We start from the raw sequence: 22932 nt of genomic DNA on the forward strand, positions 1-22932 counted from the left end.
CATAGCGTTGGCTAAAGTAAGAAGTTGTTTCGGCAGCCACGGCAGTCTAGTACCTGGCTTGGTGAGTAAATTGTTTGCCGGTTCGCGGCAGATTTGATTATCCAATTGCTGTATCCCGCCCGGTATCAGACTTTTTCGCTCAACAGACTTTGCGGCGGGAGCGTTTGTGGATGGGTTTGCGAGGGTTTCCCTTGTTGAACATCCATAAATCCGGGTTTTAATCCTTTTTGTTCGAACTGTTGTCTTAAATAGTCCAGACGCGCATTGATTTTGTCCACGGTGCTGGTGGACTCGCTCCAGAAACGGGTGTTAATACTGCCGTCGTAACAGGAGACCTTGCAGTGTATTGTAGCAAGTTCGGGAGGGGTAATGGTAATGCTCACTACCCAGTTCTTTTGGCCGTTCTCACTGTTGGCTTGTTTGTCTTGTTCCACTATCAGCTGCAATGTTTCCGGCTCGGCTTTGTCGAAGAACGGTAACTCCAGCATCCAGACCTGTTTCGGCGAATCGTCCCTGGGCAGCGAATTGAGTTGATCCAATGTCAATTTGGCCAGATTGCCCTGGGCCTTTTGCAAGGTTTCTTTCAGTAGTTCGCTTGCTGTCTGCTGAGCCGCATTTTCATCCTTAGGCACAGCCAGCTCCAAGCCCAACTGCGCAATCAGCTTGCTCAGTTTTAATTTAAAATCGTCTGGCAACACAAATGACGCGGGTTTTGCCTCCGCATCGACCAAATTGCGTTCCATAAACAAGCCGGATTGTGCGATGGCTTGCTTGAGAGTGGCCGGTTCGAACAGCTTGGTTTTGTCCGGAATATGCTGCAATATTTCCCGGGCCAGTTGCTTGAGTAATTGGCCTACGGCTTTATCGCTTTCGGCAGGCTTTATCAGAGGCGCCAGTTGCGCCAGAAATTGTTGCGGCGGCACTTGAACGGGCAACAACTGCTTGAACACCGTCGCGATGTGTTCGTCAATAGAAGGTGCCGGTAACGATGCGCTCAGCACTGGGCGCTCACCGCTCTTGAGAATTTGTAAATCTATGCGGCTACCGACGGTTAGCGTGGACTTAGCCGCCGGATCGCTCCATTGCAGTTGTTTGCTATCCAATACTACTCGGCTTTCGCCGCCAGGTAACGCTGTGCTTTGGGTTTGCTTGGCATCACTCGGCTCCGGCGTCAGTTGCACCGTTAGCGTATGTTTGCCGATATTCAAAATCTGCGCCTGTACATGGTCACCGGGGTTTAATGTCGCCAGTGGATTGCTGGGTAGAGATGCTGTTGCAGGCGCTGGAGTGGTCGGGGAGTGCAGTAGTTTGAGTAGTTGCGCTTCGGGCGCCGCTAAGCTTGACGTATTCGGCGCTTGCGATAGTGGCGGAGCGATAATTTTTAGCTCCGGGGTCGGCAAAAGTTTCACCACTTGCAACTGCAGGGTCTGGCCGGGTGGCAAAGCCAATGCTTGTTGGCTCTGCAAAGTCATGGTTTTATCGGCAACGCTGACAGTCAGTGTGTTCAGCATGACTTGATTGGTAATGATTTTGGCGTCTAACACTTGATTCAATTTAAGCTCGGCAAGCGGCGCGCTCGACTTGTTCAAAGCCATCACAAGTTTCGCATCTAAAGGCAGCTTTATATCCATGACATCCTCACCTCGCCGCAACCGGGATTTACGCATTTTCCGCTGCAATGTTCGCAGTTTGGCTAGAGTACTATAAAAAACTCACCCTTACGATTCGCTGTGGTAAGCATTTTGGCAAACTTTTTCGGCATTCGCCCATAAAAGCCTGATGCCACTGTTCACGTAAACATGGGCGTATCAGGAAATAAGCCATGTGTTAGGACAAAGCCTGTAAATGCGTTTATTTTTAAAGAGCTTGACAAGCCACTTGCGCTCACTCTAGGCTCAGTTGACATTCAACTGGGGGAGTGAGCCATGAAAACGCTGCAATTGGGTTTTATCTTTACGGTTTTTTGGGTTAATGCCGCGCTGGCAGTTAGCGTGACGCAACGCGCCGGTAATAATTTTCGTACCGCAGCCAATAATCAAGAGTTCACGCTGAACAAAACTAACGTGAATACCGAGCAGTTCGGATTGCTGCGTACTTACGACTTCAACGCCAAAGTCGAAACCCAGCCCTTGGTGATCGAAAAGGGTGCAGGCGCCGATGATTTAGTGATTATCACCACCATGAAGAATGACGTCATCGGCATTAACGCCCGCACCAACGAAACCGTTTATAAGGTCAAACTAGGCCCGGAAATCAGCTCGCAAGACATGGATATGTGGAAACACACGCCCACCTGGGGTATTTCCGCCACGCCGATAATCGACCCTGCCACCAACACATTGTTTGTCGCTTCCTGGCAAAAGAAAAACAACGACAACCGGTTCCGTGATTACTGGGTGTATGCCTTAAATCCGCTAAACGGCAGCCAAAAAAGTAAACCGGTACGTATCTTCGGCAAGTCACAGGAAGGCAACGGCTGCTGGTTTAACGATGCCGGCGCGACGTATAAGCAAATTAATCAAACCAAGCAATATGTCTATCCCAAACTACGGGCCGGACTGGCGTTGACAGAGAATAACGGCTTGGTCATGGCATTCGCCGCGAATGGTGAATCGCTGATGGGCGGCCGGAAAAATCCGCATGGTTTCGTGGTAGCTTACGACACCAGAGCCTTGCTCGGGCAAAGCGGCTTTTCCAAACAAGCTGCCATCTTTTGCGCCACGTCATTCAATTCTTGGGGCGCAGGCATTTGGCATGCCGGGGGTGCGCCGGTCACCGAAGACGACATGATTTATGTCGCCACCTCCAACGGCACTTCAAATAACGGCGATGTCGATCTGGCTGAAAGCATGATCAAACTCCGCTTCAAACCCAGCGTCGGTGGTGCGCGGCCCGAACTGGAAAAGGTGGATTTTTACAAAGCGTTTCTGGATGAGCGCGTTCCCGCTGATAAGTGTCTCTGGGGCGACAATAACTCCGAAGTGTCCTGCGGCAGGGCAGAAGCGCATGCCGCCGGCGCCGACTGGGATTTCGGTGCGGCCGGGCCGATGCTGGTGCCGGGTTCCCGGCTGCTGTTGCAAGGCACCAAAGACGGCATCATTTATTCCTTGGATAAACTGAATTTGGGCCGGAACGACCGCTTCAATCAATTAATGTCCAAACCACCATTAGTGGCAACCTACTTCGCGGGCGGCGTTCAGGAAAACTGGGACCGGGCGCAGCATCTGAATCGCAGCTTACCGTGTCCGGCATCCGGACATAGCGATCACGGCTGGTTCGTGCCATGCGGCGATCCGGAAAACAACAAAATGCATCACATCCACTCGCTGGCCTTGGCGCAACGCGATCAGAGCGGCGGCATTGTCTATGTATGGGGGGAAAACTCCCGCTTGAAGTCCTACAATTTTTCTACTGTAGACGGCAATTTGCCAAGCTTCCGTGCGGAAGCAGAGGAGATGGCCTCGGTGGGCGTTGAATCGCCTGGCGGTATGCCCGGCGGCTTGTTGATGGTATCCGGCAAACCGTCCACAACTAATAATTTTGCGCACGCCATCGATTTCGATTCGGCCGTCGTTTGGGCGGTATTTTCCAAATTCGGCGATGCCAATAAGGAGTTCGCTGAAGGTCAGCTGATTGCTTACGATGCCACCATAATAGAGCCGGGTAATAAGTTGAAACGCCTATTTCGCACGGGTGACGACAATAGCGGCGGCTTAGGCAAGATGTCGCGGATGATTCCGCCAGTGGTTGCCAATGGCCGGGTGTATGTGATGATTTACCGGGTCGGTACCTCAGACTGCACCGTGCCGGACAATCAATTACCGGTTTGCAGTCAGTTGAAGGTGTACGGCTTGAAGTAATAATGGAGACGATTTTTTCAGCGACTCAAGCACATTTCGGCATCATCTTCACCAAAATAGGGTGTTTGCAGACGCAGCGGTAAAATTTGGTATTGACGGCATCGCAGATCAAGCTGCGATGCCGGACTATTAACCTGCAGTTATCTGTCGCGGGTATTCCTTTCGGGCTGGGCGCGTCGAAGCCGAGGCTTGTGTATCATTCGACAGGCCCAGTACTCTCGAGGGCCGGGTAATAAATAATGACGTGATGTATAGCTGCCGCGACCGCTCTGCAAGTCGTCACTTGTTGAACAACTCCGCCATTGATATGACGTTCTTGGCCATTTCGCCGATGGCGATGTTGCGATCCATCGCCAGTTTGCGCAGGGCGTGATAGGCCTGGTCTTCCGTGTAACCTTGCGACTTGATTAAAATCGCCTTGGCGCGATCCACTAGCTTGCGATCTTCCAATTGAGTCTTGGTCTTTTTTAATTCTTCTTTTAAAGCATGTTGTTCTTTGAAACGCGCTATGGCGATATCGATGATGGCCTTGATGCGTTTCGGATCCAGGCCGTCGACGATATAAGCACTGACCCCGGCTTTGATGACCTTGTTGATGGTCTCGGTTTGCTGATCTTCGGCGAAAATGACGACCGGCAGCGAACAGTTATGATTGATGTCAACGATGGTGCGCAAGACGGCCTCGTTAGGGGCGTACAAATTCAAAACCACCACGTCGGGGTTCAGGGTCTGGACAATTTGCATCATGTCCAGTTCTTTAAGTTTCAAGGTTACCACCTCACAGCCGTGCTGGCGCAAGCTGGTTTCCAGCAAGGGTTCGCTGTCGAATTCATCGACGACCAAGACATTAAGCGCTGCCATGTTCAATCCAGGGCGATTTTCAGCAAAGAGCCGTCAGGCATGATTTCGGTGATGTAGTTTTTAGGTTCTTCCAGGTAGTAAATCAAACCCAACAACAGAAAACAGGACAGGCCCAGAATCAAGAAAAATTGCCCGGTGGAGACGAAGGTCAGCAAAATCAAATAAACGATGGCGCCTGCGTTACCGTAAGCGCCGACGATGCCGGCCACTTCGCCGGTGATGGCGCGTTTGATCAAGGGGACGAACGCGAATATCGCGCCTTCCGCCGCTTGCATGAATATAGAGCAAAGCAAGGTAACCGCCACCGTTGCCAGGATAGTCCATTGCGCAGAAATCATCGCCATCAAACAATATCCGCCGGCCAGGCCGGCCACGAATAAATACAGGGACAGTTTGCGGCCAATCTTGTCGCTAAGCCAGCCGCCGGCTGGCCGGGCGATGACGTTGGTTACCACGAAACTGGAGGCCAGAAACCCGGCATCCAACATACTGGTGCCTTGGGTTTCGTTGAATGTCTTAAAGAAAAACATCGGCAGCATCGATAAAACGGCCAGTTTGGAGCCGAAGGTAACCAGATAGGCTATCGCCAGAATGAATACCTGTCGGTATTGATAATGATGGATGCTGGCAATCGGTTGGCTGAGGCGGTCGGCGTTGTTGTTGACCAATTGAAACACGTGGATCAGGAACAGTAGCCAGACGACTGCATGAATAGTCAGATTCCAGCCGTCGGTTAGGACCGGCGTGGCCGGCGTGGACAGTTTCCAGGCTAATAAGGAGATGGTCGCGTACAGGGGCACCAGACTCAGCATGTATAAAAATAAGTCGCGGATGCTGGTGACTTCCATCGCCATGGGTCGGCGGGTTTTCAGGGCGGCAATTTCCGGCGGCAGGTTTTCCACGCTGAAATAATAAATCACCGAATAGATCAAAGCGATGACGCCGGTCAAGGCAATCGCCGAACGCCAGCCGTGTTCCGCGCCGAAATAAAATGCCAGTCCCGGCAGGAAAATCGCCGCAACCGCCGACCCGAAATTGCCCCAGCCGGCATAAATACCTTCTGCGGTGCCGACTTGGCTGGCCGGAAACCAGTCGCCGATGATGCGCACGCCCACCACGAAGCCGGCGCCGATAAAGCCCAGTAAAAACCGCGACCAGGCCAGTTCGGTGAAGTTTTCGGCCATCGCGAACATGAAGCAGGGAATGCTGCAAACGGCCAATAACACGCTGTAACTGATTTTCGCGCCAAATCTATCCACCAGCATACCGGTAATCACCCGAGCAGGAATGGTCAGCGCCACGTTCAGCAATAACAGGATTTCGATTTGGGTTTCGCTGATCCCCAGATCTTGCTGGATCAGTACTAACAAAGACGCATGATTGAACCAAATAACAAAGCTGATGAAAAACGCGATCCAGCTCATGTGCAGCACTTTGGTCTTGCCGCGCATGGATAGTAATTTAAAAGGCGTAAAAGACATGAATGATCCGTGGTTGTCGTTCCTTGGTCTTTTTTAGCAGTTTATATGCCAATGATTCAATAGCGACAAACCCGGCAATTCACGATCAGATAGCCCCATAGTGGTGCAAGTAACCGGTTTTTTTGCCTTATTTGAGTGCGAATTTTGCGAAAAAAATAATGTCTGGCGGCGGGAAGCGGCGTTTTTAAAGGGTTTTTAATGTTGGCATAAATTTTGTTAAAGATTTAGCAAGTCTCGTCGTTAGACTTTACCCCCGTATTAAACCTGGACAAAGGCGTCCTGCTTGAATGAGTCAATCATTCGAACAGGATGCCTTTTTTTTTGGCTGCGAAAAAGGGCGGTAGCGACCAGACAGTAGCTCCTTGAATCGCCTTACCGCCACTAGGCCGTGTAGCGCGTTTGCATAAATTCTGAGTAAACAGAGGCCCCTGATGAATATGAAACAAACCCTGGTTGTTATCGGCAACGGTATGGTAGGCCAGAATTTTCTGGCTGGATTGGTCGCTAGCAATGCGAGAGATCGCTATCGGATTGTCACATTCTGCGAAGAGCCAAGAGCGGCTTACGACAGGGTGCATTTGTCCGAGTATTTTTCCGGGAAAACCGCGGCCGATTTGTCTTTGGTGGAAGACGGCTTCTTTGCCGAGCACGGTATCGAGATTTATTTAGGCGACAAGGCGGCCAGTATCGACCGGGAGCGTAAGCAAGTCACCTCTGCCAAAGGTGTAATAGTCGATTATGACAAACTGGTATTGGCAACCGGCTCTTATCCTTTCGTACCGCCGGTGCCGGGGCATGAAAGACCGCAGTGCCTGGTGTATCGGACCATTGAAGATTTGGAAGCGATGAAAACCGCGGCAGCCAAATCCAAAGTTGGTGTAGTCATCGGCGGCGGTTTGTTGGGTTTGGAAGCGGCCAAGGCTTTGAAAGACTTAGGGCTGGATACGCACGTGGTCGAATTTGCGCCGCGCTTGATGGCGGTACAGCTCGACGAAGGCGGCGGGGCGATGTTGAAGCGCAAGATCGAAGCGCTGGATGTGAAAGTACATTTAAACAAAAACACCACACTGATCGACGACGGCACCGAATGCCTGCATAAAATGAATTTTGCCGATGGCGAAACGCTGGAAACCGACATCGTATTGTTCTCCGCCGGCATCAGACCGCGCGACGACATAGCCCGTGGCTGCGGCTTGGAAGTGGGGCCGCGCGGCGGCATAGTGATCGACAATCAGTGCCGTACCTCCGATGCAGATATTTATGCGATTGGCGAATGCGCACTGTGGAACGGGCAGATTTTCGGTTTGGTCGCACCGGGTTACGCGATGGCGCGTACCGTGGTTGCTGATTTTGCAGGCGAAGCAGGCAGTTTTACCGGTGCCGATATGAGCACAAAACTAAAGCTGATGGGCGTCGATGTGGCTAGCATCGGTGATGCGCACGCCAGGACCCAAGGCGCGATGGTGTATACCTATCAAAACGGTGCCAGTGAAATCTATAAACGCTTGGTGGTTAGTCAGGATCAGAAACGGCTGTTGGGCGCGGTTTTGGTCGGCGATGCGTCCGCTTACAGCACTTTGTTGCAATATTGCTTGAACGGCATCGAGCTGCCTGAGCATCCGGATTCTTTGATTTTGCCGCAACTTGCCGGTGAATCGGCCGGTCTCGGGCCGGATGCCTTACCCGCATCGGCGCAGATTTGCTCCTGTTACGATGTCAGCAAAGGCCAGATTTGCGGCGCAATCGAAGCCGGTTGCACCACGCTCGGCGGCCTGAAAGCCGAGACCAAGGCCGGCACCGGTTGCGGCGGGTGCTCCGCGCTGCTGAAGTCGGTATTGGATTGCGAATTGACCAAGCTGGGCGTGGAAGTCAGTACTGATATTTGCGAGCATTTTCCGCACACTCGCCAGGATTTGTATAACCTGGTGATGGTGGAAGAAATCAAAACCTTCGACGAATTGCTGGACAAACACGGCAAGGGTTTGGGCTGCGAAGTCTGCAAGCAAGCGGTCGGTTCCATCCTGGCTTCACACTGGAACGACTATATTCTGAAAAAAGAACATATCGGTTTGCAGGATACCAACGATATTTTCCTGGCCAATATGCAAAAAGACGGCACTTATTCGGTGGTGCCGCGCGTTGCCGGCGGGGAGATTACCCCGGATATGTTGATCGCAATAGGCCAAGTCGGCAAAAAATATCAGCTTTACACCAAAATCACCGGTGGCCAGCGTGTGGATTTGTTTGGCGCCCGCGTGGAGCAATTACCGGCGATTTGGCAAGAACTGATCGATGCAGGGTTTGAATCCGGCCATGCTTACGGTAAATCCTTGCGTACCGTCAAATCCTGTGTCGGCAGCACCTGGTGCCGGTTCGGTGTCGATGACAGCGTCGGCTTGGCGATAGAGTTGGAAAATCGCTATAAAGGCTTGCGCGCGCCGCATAAAATCAAGTTCGGCGTCTCGGGCTGTACCCGCGAATGCGCGGAAGCGCAAGGCAAGGACATCGGCGTGATTGCTACCGAGAACGGCTGGAATTTATATGTCTGCGGCAACGGTGGCATGAAACCGCGTCATGCCGATTTGTTTGCCACCAATCTGGATAAAGAAACGCTAATCAAATACATCGACCGGGTGTTGATTTTTTATGTCCGCACCGCCAACCGGATGCAAAGGACTTCGGTATGGATGGAAAATATGGAAGGCGGTTTGGACTATTTGAAATCGGTGGTTATCGAGGATCGGCTGGGTATAGGCGCACAATTGGAAGGGCAGATGCAGCACGTTATCGATACCTATCAGTGTGAATGGAAAACCACGCTGGCGGACGAGCAACGCCTGAAGCGCTTCCGGCATTTCGTCAACAGCGATCAAGCCGACGACAACGTGGTGTTTGTCGAGGAACGCGGCCAAGTTAGGCCAGCCAACGCCCAAGAACGTAAACATTTCAAATTGATCGAGGAGGCGGCATAATGAGTACGTGGATAGATGTGTGCGGCATCGACGATTTGCAAGCCGATTCCGGGGTGTGTGCCTTAGTAAAAGGCAAACAAATCGCGATTTTTTACCTGCAACGCCGGCAGGAAGTCTATGCCATCGGTAACTTCGATCCGTTTAGCCACGCCAACGTTCTGTCGCGCGGTATGATAGGCGACATAGGCGGCGAACCGATGGTCGCGTCGCCGATGTATAAACAACATTTCCATCTACGTACAGGTGTGTGCTTTGAAGATGCCGGGGTCAGTGTGCCGGCCTATCAAGTACGCCTGGAAAACGGCAGAGTCGCCGTGATGCCGGCGTCGTCGCCTGCGCAACAAAAATCGCCGTCTTTGGCTGTCTGTGAAATGGAGTAAGGTGTGAACTACCAATATTATATCGCTGATGTCTTTACCGACCAGATTTTCAACGGTGCGCAGATAGCGGTATTACCGAAGGCCGATGGCTTGAATGCCGAGCAAATGGTCAAGATTGCCAAGGAATTGAATCTGTCGGAAACGGTATTTCTGTTTCACAAAGCCGATGACGACAAGCACAGGCGGATGCGCATATTTTCCCCTTTAGGCGAAATCAATTTTGCCGGGCATCCGATTATTGCCGCGGCCTACGTGTTGGCTATGTCCGGCGGTGTGGCGTTAACCGAACCGCTGACTAAACTCGAGTTCGAACAAAATATCGGCGTTATTCAAGTTAATCTGTCCAGTCAGGATGGCCAACCAAGCTTGGTGCAATTTAGCCGTAGCGTCGATTCGATAGTCGACCGTTTTGCGCCCAGCGACGATGAAATTTGCAGTTTCTTAGGCTTGCAGCTCGCGGAGCTGGATCATAAAAAATACTCGCCACGCCTGGTGTCTTGCGGGTTTCCTTATTTAGTAGTGCCGGTTTGGAATGTCGAATCGGTGCGCAAAGCCCGCTTTAATTACGCGGCTTGGGCGCAATCCACGGCACCGCAAACCGCGGCGCAGGAAATCTTGCTGTTTTGCCCGAAATCATCAAGCCCGGAAGCGGACTTCAATGCCCGCTTGCTGGGACCCAATATCGGCATCCACGCCGATCCGCCGGTCGGCAGCGCGATGCCGGCATTTTGTTGTTACCTGTGTTCGTTTGAACACACTCAGAAAGGCACCCACACTTTTGCGGTGGAACGCGGTGATCAAAGCACTCGCCGCAGCTTGATCCACTTGGAAATGGATAATAAAGGCCTGGAGATCTTGACTATTAGGGTCGGTGGCCAAGCCGTGTTGTTTGCCGAGGGAACGATCCGTCTTCCGGATTAAGGTTTATTCGACCAATTCGAGCCTATTTAACCGACGCCTAAACCATAAACCGGTAGCCCAAATTACCAGCAAAATTTCCAGCACAAAGGATCTGTGCAGCAGAAAATTCAGCCACCAATCCTGGTAGACACTGGGCACCTTAATCAAGGCAAAAGGCTTGTTTACGAAGGGGGCTAACCAGTAGATATTGGTCGAAATATAATCCAGCACCATATGCAACATACCGTTGCCGGTAAAAATCAGCGCCAACACCGGCAGCTTCTTGTGCCGGCAATGCTGAAAACATAGGATTGCCAGCGTTAATAACAGCAGCCAAACGCTGGGGAAGTGACTGAAATAACTGTGATGTGGATGAGCGCGGTGGTCGAAACCATAAAAATAAACCATATCCAGATCGGGCGCGATGCTGCCGAGCAAGCCGGCGCGCAGAAAATTTATCCCGCTGACCCCATATTTTGCAAATCGCCTAAACAGCAGCGTCGATACGATATAGCCGGCCGGAAGATGAGCAACAATCATAACTACCTCGATGATGTTGCTCGGAGCGCCTCTGACAGCCAGCACCCCGAGCAATAGGATTTAAATGATCGCCGAGTTATCGGCAGCGGATTGACTCAGTCCATACCAATCCAGGCGCCGCGTGGTAACCATCGCCAGGGCCAACAAGACAAACATCAGTAAAGATCCGAGCATCAGCGCGTTATCCTCTGACTCCAACAAGCCATACAAACTGCCGAACAAGCCGCTCAGTAAGGCGCCGGCGCTAATACCGCGTTTGGCGCTGCGCAAGACTGCACTGAGATAGAAGCCGATCAATATTACGCAGGCAGCACTGGCGATTACATACGCCAGCACAAAGTCCAAATGCTCCGACAAACTCAATAGCAGCAGAAAAAACATCGCCAAAGCCAAACCCACCAAGGCGTATTGCGCCGGATGAATCGCCAGGTTTTTCAGAATTTCGAACAGAAAGATGGCTGCAAAAGTCAGGCAGACGAACAGGAAACCGTATTTACTGGCTCTATCAGACAAGGAATAGACATTGATAGGTTCCATCAAGCGGATGCCAAAGCTGTCGTAACAACTGATAGCCTGGCACTTATTAAGACTTTCGGCGACGTTCGACGCCAGCGCATCGACCGACCATAACGCATGAAAACCGGCCTCGCCGACTTGCTGGGTTTGCGGATCAGGCAGAAATCGGCCGTAAAAGCTGGGGTGTTGCCAGGCTGACGACAGTTCGACGCGGGTTTGCTTGCCGGCCGGAATAAAATCCAGCGATTCGATGCCGCGTATTTTTAGCGTGAAAGCAAACGGTATATTGATAGGGCCAAACTCGACCGGCGGTGCATCCAATGACACGTGCATGCCGTTGGCTTGGTGTATAGGTAATTCAGCACCTTGTTCGAAGGCATACTGCTTGCCGCCCCATTCCATGCCCGGCGCTTCCAATACGCCGCGCATATCCGCCAGCACGACGCTGGCGTAAGGGGTGCCGAAACTGATCTGGCCGTTATGCAGCGGCTTGGGATTGCCGTAAGCACCGGGCAATTTCATGTCGCCTTTGATGCTGACATTCAGTACATAAGAGCGTACTTTGAACAGGCCGCGCTGCTTGGTTTCCGTAGCAAGCTCGCCGGTTATATTCAGGTGCTCGGGAAGAAAATACAGTAGCCGATTATCGACACGTTCGATTTGTTCGCGCTTGGGCTGTCCGTCCTGTTTGGTTTCGATAATCTCGGTCCAGCGCTCGGTGTAAGGTACTATTAACAGCGGACCGAACAATTGCTGGGTGCCGGCGGAACTGGCGGCAATGTCGCTCACCGCCTGTTGTTGGCGTTCGGCGCGTTCGCCCACCAGATTTTTTATCATGCCTATCGGTATCAGCAGCACCAAAGTCAGACCGAACATTATGCAGATCTTTTGCCAGAGTTTTTTTTGCATCGCGTTTATTCCGTGGAGTTAAAAGACGATGAATAGCATGCACCGGCACGGTGAGCGGATGATGGTGGGAATGTGAAGCGAGGGTGAAGTGGGCAGGACTGCCGTGAGGGGTAATGCGAGGGGAAGGGTATGGCTAAGCCTTCAGCCACACCCTAAAAAGCTTAATCGATGGTTTCCACCCAGTGACAGCGTTCCTTGACGATAGGTGCGGTGTGTTCGTTAGCGATGCCTTTGGCGATCAAGGCAATCACCCGGTCGTCCGTATCGTAGCCGATATGGGCATCCATCGGATTCGCCAGTTTACCCAAGCCAAACGCATCATAAACTCTGGCGACGTTAATATTGATATTGGTGACATTCACGCATAATCGCGAATCCAGATATTTATTCACGAAATCGTGCGGGATGGCATAGCTGAGTAAATCGTTGGGGTCGCTAAACGCGATCACCGAAGTTTTCGCCATGATCCGTTCATTGTATTTGGCGCCGTCGGCTTGGCAATAAGTGTCGGCATGATTGGCCACTTCCGGTAGCGCCCGTCCCAATTGCAGCATGGGCAATTGGTTGGACATCATGTAAATAGGTATCTCTTTATTCTTTAAAACATTGGTTAATGCGGTGTAGTAACTGGCCGTTTCGCCGTTACCCAGTTTCGAGGCAATTTGTTGCAAGCCGTCGATAGTGATGCGGCTACCCAAACTGTGGGAGATGAAGGCGTAGCTGTCGTTGTAAAACGGTGTGACGTTCTTGGTGGAGCAGGTTTGCTTGACGTCGTCCGGCAGGTTGTTCCAGTCGCCGTGGATCATCCAGCAGAAGGATTGCGCGAATGCCGACAAAATATCCTCGCGTTTCTCGCCCAGATAAATGATGGGGTCCGGTCCGGTATCGTTCGAGAATTTTTTTAACAAATCGTTGACTTCGGCGCGGCGAAACGACTGCTCTCCGGAGTTATCGTAGGACAATACTTCTTTTTCCTTGGCACTAATCTCCGACCAGGTTAGCTCGTAAAACAGCATTTCCTGGGATTTATTGGCATCCAGATAACGGTGGATACGCAAATTGCCCAGTGGTCGCTCAAGGCCTTTTGCATCGGCCAAGCGGATATTTTTGACATTTTTGCTGGTGACGGTCAGATCAAGTTCCTTGGCCAGCTTTTCCATGAACTGGGTGGAGTAACCCGGCAAGTGGTTGCCGACTCCGTGCACCATCAGCAGCTTCATTTTCCGGTCATGCACTTCCAGTTGCGGTTTGATGCCTTCGAATTTATCGCCTTTGATTTCGCAAATGCGGGTGTCTTCCGCTTCCTGCTTTTCCAGAATGGCTTCGGTAATCCCTTTGCCGAGACTGGCGCAACCGTTTAACAGCACGCTGATCGCCAGTATCAGCAGCTTGATGTCGATTTTTTTCATGGCTTGGCTAGTGTTTATTGCTAGAGAGTGGTGGTCTGGGAGCGCAGCCCCCGCGTTAAGCGAATGGCTGCTGCATGTCATGCGGAGATTTTATGATAAATCCCCGTTGCTCGGGAGGCTTAATCGGGGCGCGAATTGTAAACGCTGGTAAAAATAACGTGTCGGCCGCAGCAACTGCAGCTTGCAGTGCGCGCCAGCTTATTCTTTATCGAGTTTTTTCTTGGCTGCCTCGGCTTGTGCGCCGATTTTTTCGACTGTTTCCCGATATTTGGCCTGAGCCTGATTGGCGTGGTCAGCGATGATGCCGTTATCGGTGTTGGCTTCTTTGATCAAGCATTCGAAATAATCGCGGGATTTTTGTTGCCAGGCGTTGATCGCCGCAATGCTTTTATTGTAGGCATCGATATTGCCGGCATCGATAGTAGGTGACTCGGGCACGGCGCCGCAACCGCTGGGTTGCCAACTGCCGTTGGTCAGGCTACCGGCTTGCGCGGGGTTTGCAAATAGGGTGGGCAGCAAGGCGGCGATTGTTAATGTATGTTTCATCTAGCTAACTCCTTTGGTAAGAAAAAATCCAAGAATACTCAGGGTTAAGAATTACAATTTGCGCAATTCAATCAGGGCCGAATTATTCCGCAACTTGAGTAGATTGCCAACGCTGGCACTGAGCGGTTTAACTCAACATCTGCCGGATATGCTCGATCTCATCTTTAGCCTGGTCGAGAATATTGATACTTAAATCCGCATCCAGATTGCCTTTTGCCAATTTTTTATAAGCAGGCAATTCGTCCAGCTTGGGCATTTGTTTGATGTCTATCTTGCCGATGAAGCTATGCAATTGCGAAATCATGACTATGTCGCTGTAACTGGCGGTTTCGCCGCTGTCGCGGTGCCAGTTTTCAGCGTGGATGATCACGTCTTCAAAGTCGCTGGGAAAATCCCATTTGCGGATAATTTGCACGCCAATCGGGCTGCGCAATTCGCGCACCGCTTCAGCCAAGTCGCCCGGATTAGCCAAAATCTCCGGTTGCCGGTCGGCGTAAGCCAGAATCGGCACCACGCCAATATCGTGAATCAAGCCGGCCAACATGGCCCGGTCCGGATCGAAGCCGGGCGTTTTATGGGCAAATACCGCACTGATCGCCGCCACGTAACTGCTATGCACCCAAAGCTCTTGCATCTTACGGCGAATCACCGGTGATTTGGCGTTGAACACCGCTTTTAACGCGAAGGCGGTAATAATGTCCTGCGCGGCTTTCAAGCCCAAACGGGTCAAGGCTTCCGGACAGCTTTCGATCTTGCGCCGGCCCCGGTATAGCGGGCTATTGGAGATTTTGACCAAGCGCGCAGTAATACTGGGGTCGATTTGCACGACTCGGGCGATTTTATTGCTGTTGGCGTTGGGTTCGTTAATTGCCCGGCGGATTTTTACCGAGACATCCGGGATGGTCGGTAACGCCAAGGAATCGGATTGCATATATTTAAAACAATCCTGATACAGACGATTTTTTGCCAGTTTGGCGGATAGCGCTTGAGAATGGGCCTCGGTCATTTACTGTGCTTTATTCGGGCAAGCGGCGGGGGATTGGTTTAAAATCCGCTGCTGCATTTTTAAACGTATTTTTAAGTATAGACACGCTATGAATATAACAGGCCCGGATGTTATCACAACCCTCAGCAGCATCAGAGACTATATTCGCTGGGCTGCCAGCCGGTTTGCCGAGCATCAGGTTTTTCTGGGTCACGGCACGGTCACGCCTTTGGATGAAGCCGCGGCGATTGTGTTGCATACCTTACATCAGCCTTACGATTTGGATCACGGCTATCTGGATTCGGTGTTGACCATGGCCGAACGCCAGGCGGTGGTGGCGTTGATCGAACGCCGTATCGTCGAGCGTAAGCCGTCTGCGTATTTAACCCACGAAGCGATTTTTGCCGGCCTTTCGTTTTATGTCGATGAACGGGTCTTGGTGCCGCGCTCGCCCATCGCCGAACTCATCGCCGAACGCTTCGAGCCTTGGGTGGAAGAAACCCAAGTGTTCAACATCCTGGATTTATGTACCGGTAGCGCCTGCATCGCTATCGCCTGCGCTTATGCCTTCCCGGATGCGCAAGTGGATGCAGTGGAATTGTCGGACGATGCGTTAGCGGTAGCCCAGGTCAACATTGAAAAACATGAACTGGAAGAGCAAGTCCAACTCTATCAATCCGATTTATTCAACGACTTGCCGGCCAAGCCTTACGACATCATCGTCAGCAATCCGCCCTATGTTGCTATCGCCGAATGGGAAAGCTTGCCTGCGGAATTTCATGCTGAGCCCGAGATGGGCTTTACCGGCGGCGAGCACGGCCTCGATCTGGTGTTGCGGATTCTGGTTGACGCCAAACGCTACCTGGCGGAGCAGGGCATCCTGATCATTGAGGTCGGTAGCAGCGCCGAAACCTTGCAGGAAATGTTCCCGGACGTGCCGTTCCAATGGTTGGAATTCGAGCGTGGCGGCGACGGCGTATTTCTGCTCACCGCAGCACAAGTCTCTCTTTATCACTCACACTTTGTTAGCGCTTTATAACCATGTCCGGAAACAGCATAGGAAAATTATTTACCGTCACCACCTCCGGCGAAAGCCACGGCCCGGCCTTGTTGGCTATCGTCGATGGCTGCCCTCCCGGTTTGGAACTGTCGGAAGCGGATTTGCAGATCGATTTGGATAGGCGCAAACCTGGCACGTCTAGGCATACCACGCAGCGCCGCGAAGCCGATGAAGTAAAAATCCTGTCCGGCGTATTCGAAGGCAAAACCACAGGTTGCCCGATTGGGCTGATGATCGAAAACACCGATCAACGCTCCAAGGATTATTCGAAAATTGCCGAGAGCTTCCGACCCGGCCACGCCGATTACACCTACCAGCACAAATACGGGTTTAGAGATTATCGCGGCGGCGGCCGCTCCTCGGCCCGCGAGACCGCAATGCGCGTTGCCGCCGGCGCGATTGCCAAGAAATATCTGTTCCAAGAACATTGCGTCTTGGTGCGCGGCTACTTGTCGCAACTGGGTCCGATCAAAATTGACGCATTCGACTGGAACGAAATTCCTAACAATCCGTTCTTCTGCCCCGATGCCGGCAAAGTTGAAGAAATGGAAAAATACATTGATGCACTGCGCAAGGAAGGCGAGTCGATAGGCGCGAAGATCGAAGTAATCGCCAGCAACGTGCCGCCCGGCCTAGGCGAACCGATTTTCGACCGCCTGGATGCCGAACTGGCTTATGCTTTGATGAGTATCAACGCCGTTAAAGGCGTGGAGATTGGTGACGGTTTTGAGTGCATCGATACCAAAGGCACGAAATTTCGTGACGAAATCACCCCGGAAGGCTTTTTAAGCAACCATGCCGGCGGCATTTTAGGTGGGATTTCCAGTGGCCAGGACATCATCGCCCGGATTGCCTTAAAACCCACCTCCAGCCTACGTTTGCCGGGCCGTAGCATCAACAGCAAAGGTGAAGTGATTGAAGTGGTCACCGAAGGCCGCCACGATCCTTGCGTCGGCATCCGCGCCACGCCTATCGCCGAAGCGATGGTCGCCATCGTCTTGATGGATCATTTGCTCCGGCATCGCGCGCAAAACCTGCATGTAAATTCAGGATTGCCGATTCTGCGCTGAATGAGCGTACCTTACTGGCGCTTATCCGGCTTTTACTTTTGCTATTTCGCCACGCTGGGCGCATTCCTGCCGTTTTGGAGTTTATACCTTAAACAAGTCGGTTTCGCCGCCACCGAAATCGGCGAGCTGACGGCTTTTTTGGTGGCTACCAAGATTATTGCGCCGAATTACTGGGGTTGGCTGGCCGACAAAACCGGACGTAGTTTACGTCTGATTCGCATCACCTCGCTGCTGTCGGTGCTGTGCTTTGCCGGTTTTTTGTACCGCAGCGATTATCTATGGTTTGCCGCGGTGACTGTGCTTTTCAGCTTTTTCTGGAATGCCACCTTGCCGCAGTTTGAAGCCGCGACCCTGTTTCATCTGCAAGCCGAACCGCAGCGCTACAGCCAAATCCGGCTATGGGGATCTATCGGCTTTATTGCCGCAGTTCTGGGCATAGGCCGGTTTCTGGATCAATTTAGCATTGCCTATTTGCCCTGGATTATCGGTAGCTTGATGTTGTTGAATTGGCTGATGGCTTTAATCACGCCGGAAGCAAAGCCGCGTTTAGTACATACCGAAACCGGCGGCATCTGGCAAATTCTACTCAAGCCGGAGCTGCTGGCATTTTTGCTGGTTTACATGCTGCTGCAAGTCGCGCACGGTCCTTACTATGTGTTTTATTCGGTTTACCTAAAACAACACGGCTATTCGGCCACCGAAACCGGTTTGTTATGGGCCAGCGGCGTAGCGGCGGAGGTATTGCTGTTCATGGCGATGCGCCAGTTGTTGAAATGGCTCTCGCCGCGCACGCTATTGCTTTTTGCGGTATCACTCAGCGTAGTGCGTTGGCTGTTAATCGCTGATGGGGTGGATTCGCTGGCATTGACGATCATCGCGCAAATTCTGCACGCAGCCACGTTTGGGGTCGCGCATGTCGTGGCTATGCAATTGCTGTTTCAGTATTTCGGCGAACGCCATCAAAGCAAAGGGCAGGCGCTTTACAGCAGTATCAGTTTTGGCTTGGGCGGCATGATAGGCAGTCTTTACAGCGGTTATTTCTGGGACATGCTAGGTGGCCGCCTGGTGTATATCATCGCCGCCCTGGTGTGTTGCGTGGCTTTGCTGATTACCTATATCGGTGTGGCTCGGCAATCTCGCCTCGGATTGGGTTAAAATTGACAGGTTTCAGGAAAGAGGGATAGACAACGTGTTTGAAGTAATCAAAAACGGCGGCTGGATGATGGCGCCGATCATCTTGTGTTCCATCGTGGCGATGGCGATCATCGGCGAACGCTTTTGGTCCTTGCAACGCAAACGCATCATTCCCGTCGATTTGGTGCCGTACATTTGGCAATTGCATAGAGACAAGAAACTCGACGAACCGACCATCAGGCGCATTAAACTGAGTTCGCCGCTCGGGCGGATTCTGGCAGCCGGCTTATTGAATCGCAAACATGGCCGGGAAATCATGAAATCCAGTATCGAGGAAGTGGGCCGGCAGGTGACGCACGAGCTGGAGCGTTATTTAAATGCACTGGGCAGCATCGCTTCGATCACGCCTTTGTTAGGATTATTGGGCACAGTGGACGGCATTATCCGGGTGTTTTCCGACATCGCGATAGGCGGCATGGGCGATCCTGCGGTGTTGAGCGGCGGCATTTCCGAAGCCTTGATTTGTACCGCTTCGGGTTTGACCGTGGCGATTCCCAGCCTGTTTTTTCACCGTTATTTCGAACGTCTGGTTGATGATCACGTGGTGCGGATGGAAGAAGAGTCGCTGCGCCTGATCGACATCATGCAAGGCGCGCGCGAGGATATTTAATGCAATTCCGCCGCAAACGCCGTACGCAGGTCGATATCGGCTTAATCCCAATGATAGACGTGTTGCTGGTTTTACTATTTTTCTTCATGGTCGCTACCACGTTTCGTCATCACTCCGAATTGAAGATCAACCTGCCTGAAGCCCAAGGCAGCGACGCCACGGAGCAGGCTAAGACCATTAATTTATACGTCGATGCCAAAGGCACTTATGCCTTGGCCGGTGACGACAACCAGTTTCATGAGCTGGTGAATCAAAACCTGGATGGTTTGAAAGCCGCCCTGGCGCAAACCGCCGGCGAGTCCAGATTGTTACCGTTCATCATCAGCGCCGACGGCAAAGCCCCGCATCAAGCCGTAGTCAGCGCCTTGGATGTCGCCAATCAATTAGGCTTTCACCACATCACTTTTGCTATCAACCGCCCGGAAAAATAATGAACCCGAAATTAGTGAAATGGTTTGAGGACGCCTGGTACAAGGAGATGTACATCTCGGCTTGGCTGATGCCCTGGTCGATGTTGTATGTCGATGCCATCCGCTTGCGGCGCTTTTTGTACCGCATCGGCGTATTGAAAAAAACCAGGCTACCGGTGCCGGTAATCATCGTCGGTAACATTACCGTGGGCGGTACCGGCAAGACGCCCTTGGTGATCTGGATGGTCGAATTTCTGAAACAACACGGCTACAAACCGGGCGTGATCAGTCGCGGTTATGCCGGCGCGGCCAGCACCAGTCCGCAAGCAGTCACCGCCGACAGCGACCCGGCGCAAGTCGGTGACGAAGCGGTGTTGTTAGCCAAACGTTGCGATTGCCCGATTGTGGTAGGGGCGGAGCGAGTAGCGGCGGGTCGGCAATTGTTGTCTAGTAACGCCTGTGATGTCTTAATCTCTGATGACGGTTTGCAGCATTACGCATTGGAGCGCGACATCGAAATCGTCGTGGTAGACGGTCAGCGCCGCTTCGGTAACGGTTATTGTCTGCCGGTTGGCCCGCTGCGCGAGCCGCAGGAACGAGTCAAACACGTCGATTTGGTGGTCGTTAACGGCCCGGATGAATTGTTGGAAGGCGAATTGCCGATGCACTGCAAGGGCCAGCAACTGATCAACATGAAAACCGGCGAACGAAAACCGCTGGTCGAATTCAAAGGCATGGCTTGCCACGCCGTCGCGGCGATAGGCAACCCGGCACGCTTCTTTGCGCAATTAGCGGCTGCCGGACTGGATTGTCAAACCCACGCCTTGCCGGACCACCATCCGTTTACTGCCGAAGATTTGCAATTTAAAGAGCCGCGCCCGGTGCTTATGACCGAAAAGGACTCGGTGAAATGCGCCCGTTTCGCTACCGACCAATATTGGTATTTACCTATCGATGCCGAACTGCCCGAGGCATTTTCCCAACAACTGTTAAAACTACTCAAAGACAAAGCTCATGGATAAAAAACTGCTCGAGATTCTGGCCTGCCCGCTGTGCAAAAGCTCCCTGATTTACGACAAAGACAAACAGGAATTGATTTGCAAAGCCGACAATTTAGCCTTCCCGATCCGCGACGATATTCCGGTGATGCTGGAAGACGAAGCCCGCGAACTGAGTTTCGAAGAAGCGGACGCCCTGCGTAAATGAGCGGCGGTTTCAAAGTCGTCATTCCGGCCCGCTACGGTTCCACCCGCTTGCCGGGTAAGCCCTTGTTGGACATTGCCGGCAAGCCGATGATCGTGCATGTGTGCGAACGCGCATTGGAAGCCGATGCCGAGCAAGTGGTGGTGGCGACCGACGACCAACGTATCTTCGACGCGGTGGGCGACTTAGGTTTGCAAGCGGTCATGACTGATCCCAATCACCAGTCCGGCACCGAACGGATTGCCGAAGTGGCTAGGGTTATGGGCTGGGCAGACGAGCAAATAGTGGTCAATCTGCAAGGCGATGAACCGTTGATTCCACCGGCTTATATTCGCGATGCGGCTCTGGCGTTGGCTAGCCAAAATCAGGCCGGCATTGCTACGTTGGCTGCGAAAATTTTGGATGTGGAGGAAATCTTCAATCCGAATGCGGTTAAAGTGGTTTTGGATAAAAATGGTTATGCCTTGTATTTCAGTCGGGCGGCGATTCCATGGAACCGTTCCACTTTTCCTGATAAGCACGATATCGCGTCGTCTGGTTTGCCGCATTTTAGGCATATTGGTATGTATGCTTATACGGCGGGCTTTTTGCAGCGGTATTGCGGTTGGGCTGCGTCGCCGTTAGAGAGTGTTGAGTCGTTGGAGCAGCTTCGGATACTTTGGCATGGAGAGAGGGTTTTGGTGAAGATTGTGGATAAGACGCCGGAGGCTGGGGTGGATACGGAGGAGGATTTGGTGAGGGTTACTTGGCGTTTGCAATCAAGTGCTCAGAAGTGATCCGTAATATATTTCTGCTGAACCGGCGGATATTGTTCAGAGTTTTGGCCTTGCTATTTATTATTTCTGAAATTACTTATGCTTCAGAGCCTTATTTCAGACATTGTGACTCTGTCTTAGAATCACCTGCTTTTAAGCCGTTGAAGTTGTTTTATGATTCTCGTCCTAATGAACCGCGTCCAGATAATTGTTTTCGACTGAACAAAAGCGAGTTCTTGGTTACTGTAACCAATAGCGGGCGGATTGGTCAGGGTTTGTATTTTTATGATGGAAGCGCCAATTCATACGAGCTTGTGGGCGGACACTCTTGGCCGGATATTTCAATAAAACGCGAGTTTCTCGGAGGTAACCAAAAACGATTCGTTCTTATAAATACGTCGAATCTATATCGAGGCAATTGGGAGTATGGTTACCGGATTCTTTATCTTGTTCCAGGAAAAAAATTAGAATCTTTCGCTGTGAAAGATCTTCTATTCGCGAAAGAAAATCCGGTTTCCGGTTTTTGTGGTCATGAAAGTGATGGAGTTGAACTAACGGATATTGCTACTTCGATTAAGGGCTTTGATGTAGTCGGTGAAGGAAGTGAGAATGTTCGTGTTGAATTCAATATCGAAGAGGAGGACTGCAAGACAGGTACACATCGAAAATATAATCGGGTATTTATGCCTCAAGCAGGTGATTTTACTGAAGTCGAGTAGAGCAAGAATTGGCGCTCATCAGCTCTGATGGGCTTAATGTGTCGCTGGCGCGACGGCTGGTTTTAATGTCGGTTCTCGGACCGACGACCGAGATACTTTCTTTTGCTCCGCCAAAAGAAAGTATCCAAAGAAAAGGCGGCCCGGATGCCGCTTTGATCCTGCGCGCCGAAGCTTTTATCGAGGGTCGGCAGAAGGGGCTTCCCAGCCCCTCTGCCGACGCACCGCATCCCTGCGGTGCCCCTTCGGGCTGATCTCGATAAAATCCCCGGTGCTCGGCGCGGCATACGGGGAACACCGTCGCTGTGTAGCGGATGTTTGGCTCGGACTGAATAAATTCGTTTAGAGTGTCTTGAAGGTTTACCGAGATTAGCAAGGTGCTTCAGATTAATTGCTTGCTAACGCCAAAATCGTCATTTCGGCAGGGAATGCCGAAATCCAGTGCCATGGATAGCTCGAAGCTTGCCATCCATGGCACTGGATGCCCGCTTCCCGGCGGACATGACCGTCTTTTTTGATTTAGCTGAAGCAGCTTGCTAGTCAGAGGAGGGTTTT

General features: G+C 51.9%; 21 protein-coding genes. 13 read left to right on the forward strand and 8 right to left on the reverse strand.

Going from position 1 to position 22932, the window contains the following annotated elements; genetic code table 11:
- Positions 1–125: 125 nt before the first annotated feature.
- Positions 126–1631 carry a flagellar hook-length control protein FliK gene (gene fliK / locus QLH52_RS20745; RefSeq protein WP_319962810.1) on the reverse strand — a complete coding sequence of 502 codons (1506 nt, stop codon included), beginning with the start codon at positions 1629–1631 and terminating at the stop codon, positions 126–128.
- Between the two features lie 294 nt (positions 1632–1925).
- On the opposite strand from fliK, the gene QLH52_RS20750 reads away from it, so the two are divergent.
- Complete coding sequence (locus QLH52_RS20750; protein WP_319962811.1) at positions 1926–3860, forward strand: hypothetical protein; 1935 nt, start codon at positions 1926–1928, stop codon at positions 3858–3860.
- A gap of 279 nt (positions 3861–4139) precedes the next feature.
- On the opposite strand, the gene QLH52_RS20755 is transcribed toward QLH52_RS20750, so the two are convergent.
- On the reverse strand, positions 4140–4721 hold the full coding sequence (locus tag QLH52_RS20755; RefSeq protein ID WP_033156304.1) for an ANTAR domain-containing response regulator: 582 nt from the start codon (positions 4719–4721) through the stop codon (positions 4140–4142).
- A gap of 2 nt (positions 4722–4723) precedes the next feature.
- Positions 4724–6202 (reverse strand): MFS transporter, encoded by a 1479-nt coding sequence (locus QLH52_RS20760; protein WP_033156303.1) that lies wholly within the window; start codon positions 6200–6202, stop codon positions 4724–4726.
- Positions 6203–6633: 431 nt separating this feature from the next.
- On the opposite strand from QLH52_RS20760, the gene nirB reads away from it, so the two are divergent.
- The 3 genes from nirB to QLH52_RS20775 are packed head-to-tail and all read left to right on the forward strand — an operon-like array spanning position 6634 to position 10475.
- Positions 6634–9174, forward strand: coding sequence for a nitrite reductase large subunit NirB (gene nirB / locus QLH52_RS20765; RefSeq protein ID WP_319962812.1), 2541 nt, complete (start codon positions 6634–6636; stop codon positions 9172–9174).
- Positions 9174–9554 (forward strand): nitrite reductase small subunit NirD, encoded by a 381-nt coding sequence (nirD, locus tag QLH52_RS20770; protein ID WP_171695470.1) that lies wholly within the window; start codon positions 9174–9176, stop codon positions 9552–9554. Before nirB ends, nirD begins: the two co-directional genes overlap by 1 nt.
- A gap of 3 nt (positions 9555–9557) precedes the next feature.
- Complete coding sequence (locus tag QLH52_RS20775; protein WP_319962813.1) at positions 9558–10475, forward strand: PhzF family phenazine biosynthesis protein; 918 nt, start codon at positions 9558–9560, stop codon at positions 10473–10475.
- A gap of 3 nt (positions 10476–10478) precedes the next feature.
- Here the strand turns inward: QLH52_RS20775 and QLH52_RS20780 are convergent, their stop codons facing one another.
- The 5 genes from QLH52_RS20780 to QLH52_RS20800 all read right to left on the reverse strand — a co-directional run bounded on the left by QLH52_RS20780 (position 10479) and on the right by QLH52_RS20800 (position 15380).
- A complete protein-coding gene (locus QLH52_RS20780) occupies positions 10479–10994 on the reverse strand; it encodes a metal-dependent hydrolase (RefSeq protein WP_319962814.1) in 516 nt (171 codons plus the stop codon).
- 60 nt (positions 10995–11054) lie between these two features.
- Positions 11055–12419 (reverse strand): cell envelope integrity protein CreD, encoded by a 1365-nt coding sequence (gene creD, locus QLH52_RS20785; RefSeq protein WP_319962815.1) that lies wholly within the window; start codon positions 12417–12419, stop codon positions 11055–11057.
- 161 nt (positions 12420–12580) lie between these two features.
- Positions 12581–13828 (reverse strand): hypothetical protein, encoded by a 1248-nt coding sequence (locus QLH52_RS20790; protein WP_033156297.1) that lies wholly within the window; start codon positions 13826–13828, stop codon positions 12581–12583.
- Between the two features lie 198 nt (positions 13829–14026).
- The gene (locus QLH52_RS20795; RefSeq protein ID WP_319962816.1) at positions 14027–14374 is read right to left on the reverse strand and encodes a hypothetical protein; all 348 of its coding nucleotides are present in this window, start codon (positions 14372–14374) and stop codon (positions 14027–14029) included.
- 127 nt (positions 14375–14501) lie between these two features.
- Positions 14502–15380, reverse strand: a complete 879-nt coding sequence (locus QLH52_RS20800) for an HDOD domain-containing protein (protein WP_205454346.1) — start codon at positions 15378–15380, stop codon at positions 14502–14504.
- Between the two features lie 88 nt (positions 15381–15468).
- Between QLH52_RS20800 and prmB the strand changes: the two genes are divergently transcribed.
- Genes prmB through QLH52_RS20845 form a run of 9 tightly spaced genes read left to right on the forward strand, consistent with a single transcriptional unit; the run spans position 15469 to position 22380 of the window.
- Positions 15469–16398 carry a 50S ribosomal protein L3 N(5)-glutamine methyltransferase gene (prmB, locus tag QLH52_RS20805; protein ID WP_033156294.1) on the forward strand — a complete coding sequence of 310 codons (930 nt, stop codon included), beginning with the start codon at positions 15469–15471 and terminating at the stop codon, positions 16396–16398.
- Positions 16399–16400: 2 nt separating this feature from the next.
- On the forward strand, positions 16401–17489 hold the full coding sequence (gene aroC, locus QLH52_RS20810) for a chorismate synthase (RefSeq protein WP_319962817.1): 1089 nt from the start codon (positions 16401–16403) through the stop codon (positions 17487–17489).
- Positions 17490–18644 (forward strand): MFS transporter, encoded by a 1155-nt coding sequence (locus QLH52_RS20815; protein ID WP_205454347.1) that lies wholly within the window; start codon positions 17490–17492, stop codon positions 18642–18644.
- Positions 18645–18678: 34 nt separating this feature from the next.
- A complete protein-coding gene (locus QLH52_RS20820) occupies positions 18679–19293 on the forward strand; it encodes a MotA/TolQ/ExbB proton channel family protein (RefSeq protein WP_020481246.1) in 615 nt (204 codons plus the stop codon).
- On the forward strand, positions 19293–19724 hold the full coding sequence (locus QLH52_RS20825) for an ExbD/TolR family protein (RefSeq protein ID WP_033156291.1): 432 nt from the start codon (positions 19293–19295) through the stop codon (positions 19722–19724). The genes QLH52_RS20820 and QLH52_RS20825 overlap by 1 nt, the downstream gene beginning before the upstream one ends.
- Positions 19724–20725, forward strand: a complete 1002-nt coding sequence (lpxK, locus tag QLH52_RS20830; protein WP_319962818.1) for a tetraacyldisaccharide 4'-kinase — start codon at positions 19724–19726, stop codon at positions 20723–20725. Before QLH52_RS20825 ends, lpxK begins: the two co-directional genes overlap by 1 nt.
- The gene (locus QLH52_RS20835; protein ID WP_033156289.1) at positions 20718–20909 is read left to right on the forward strand and encodes a Trm112 family protein; all 192 of its coding nucleotides are present in this window, start codon (positions 20718–20720) and stop codon (positions 20907–20909) included. The genes lpxK and QLH52_RS20835 overlap by 8 nt, the downstream gene beginning before the upstream one ends.
- A complete protein-coding gene (gene kdsB / locus QLH52_RS20840; protein WP_319962819.1) occupies positions 20906–21682 on the forward strand; it encodes a 3-deoxy-manno-octulosonate cytidylyltransferase in 777 nt (258 codons plus the stop codon). Before QLH52_RS20835 ends, kdsB begins: the two co-directional genes overlap by 4 nt.
- Complete coding sequence (locus tag QLH52_RS20845; RefSeq protein WP_319962820.1) at positions 21652–22380, forward strand: hypothetical protein; 729 nt, start codon at positions 21652–21654, stop codon at positions 22378–22380. Before kdsB ends, QLH52_RS20845 begins: the two co-directional genes overlap by 31 nt.
- Positions 22381–22932: the final 552 nt, after the last annotated feature.

The organism is Methylomonas defluvii (assembly GCF_033949435.1).
GTDB classification, from domain to species: Bacteria; Pseudomonadota; Gammaproteobacteria; order Methylococcales; family Methylomonadaceae; genus Methylomonas; species Methylomonas defluvii.